The sequence below is a fragment of the Pseudomonas gingeri genome (assembly GCF_013386165.1).
GTDB classification, from domain to species: Bacteria; Pseudomonadota; Gammaproteobacteria; order Pseudomonadales; family Pseudomonadaceae; genus Aquipseudomonas; species Aquipseudomonas gingeri_C.
Map to the genome: position 1 here is coordinate 1 of NZ_JACAOS010000004.1, position 1804 is coordinate 1804.

Annotated in this window: 1 protein-coding gene; it reads left to right on the forward strand. The window is 64.7% G+C overall.

Annotated features, from left to right (window positions below):
* The coding region (locus HX866_RS09855; RefSeq protein WP_256344886.1) for a condensation domain-containing protein at positions 1-1804 on the forward strand (1804 nt) is incomplete at both ends.

Below are 1804 nucleotides of genomic sequence, written 5' to 3' on the forward strand. Positions count from 1 at the left end.
ATGGTCCCGGCCATCTACGTTGTACTGGACAAGCTGCCGCTGACCCCGAACGGCAAGCTGGATCGCAAGGCCTTGCCGGCCCCGGACCTCGATGCGGTGATCAGTCGCGGCTACGAGGCCCCACAGGGTGAAACCGAAATTACCCTGGCCCGGATCTGGGCCGACTTGCTCAAGGTCGATCGGGTGGGGCGTCATGACCATTTCTTCGAACTGGGCGGGCACTCGTTATTGGCCGTGAGCCTGATCGGGCGCATGCGCCAGGCGGGCTTGAGCGCCGATGTGCGGGTGCTGTTCGGCCAACCGACCTTGGCGGCGTTGGCCGCGGCAGTGGGCGGCGGGACGGAAGTCGTGGTGCCGGCCAACATCATCCCCGAGGGTTGTGAACGCATCACCCCGGATATGCTGCCCCTGGTCAGCCTCGACCAGGCCGCCATTGAGCAGATTGTCGCGAATGTGCCGGGTGGCGCGGCGAACGTGCAGGATATCTATCCGCTGGCACCATTGCAGGAAGGCATTCTCTATCACCATCTGTCAGCCGGGGATGGTGACCCCTACGTGTTACACGCGCTGTTCACAGTGGCGGACCGCCAGCGGCTGGATGCCTTTGCCGAGGCGCTGCAACAGGTGATCGATCGCCATGACATTCTGCGCACTGCCGTGCTCTGGCAAGGCCTGGACGAGCCGCTCCAGGTAGTCTGGCGTCAGGCTCGACTGCACCGCGAGGCCCTGGAACTGGACCCGCGCGTCGGTGAGGTGACGGAGCAGCTCAAGGCGCGTTTCGATGCCCGCCACTCGCGCCTGGACGTGACCCGGGCGCCGTTGATGCAACTGGTATTTGCCGAAGACGAAGCCCGGCAACGCTGGGTGGCGATGTTGCGGTTCCATCATATGGTCCTGGACCATACCGCCCTGGAGGTGGTGCGCCATGAAATTCAGGTGCACTTGCTGGGGCAGGCCGCGCAGCTCGGCAGCCCGGTGCCGTACCGCAACTATGTGGCCCAGGCGCGTCTGGGCCTGAGCCACGAGGAACACGAAGTGTTCTTCCGCGACATGCTGGGTGATATCGACGAGCCGACACTGCCATTTGGATTACAGGATGTGCAGGGCGATGGTCAGGTCATCGAGGAATCCACCCGGGTCCTGCCTGAGGCGCTGAGCCTGCGTCTGCGGGCTGGCGCCCGGCAACTGGGGGTAAGTGCTGCCAGCCTGCATCACCTGGCCTGGGCCCAGGTATTGGGCAAGGTTTCGGGCAAGCAGGACGTGGTGTTCGGTACCGTATTGATGGGCCGGATGCAGGGCGGCGAAGGTGCCGAGCGGGCGTTGGGGATGTTCATCAACACCTTGCCGCTGCGGGTTGCCGTGGGCGGGCAGGGCGTGCGCGCCGGGGTCAAGGCGACCCATGCGCGACTGACCGCACTGCTGGGGCACGAACATGCCTCCCTGGCCCTGGCCCAGCGTTGCAGTGGCGTGGTTGCGCCAACGCCGTTGTTCAGCGCCTTGCTCAACTATCGCCATAGCGCTGTCGGCCATGTTTCAGAACAGGCGACGCAGGCCTGGCAGGGCATCGAGACCCTCAGTAGCGAAGAGCGCACCAACTACCCGGTGACGCTGAACGTCGATGATCTGGGTGAAGGTTTCAGCTTGAATGTGCAGGCTGCCGCTGGTATTGACGCACAGCGGGTCTGTGCCTATATGCAGGCGGCCTTGACCCATCTGGTCGAGGCCCTGGAGTCCGCGCCGGATTCGGCGGTGCGTGATCTGCCGGTGTTGCCGGAGGCCGAACGCGAGCAACTGCTGCTGGGGT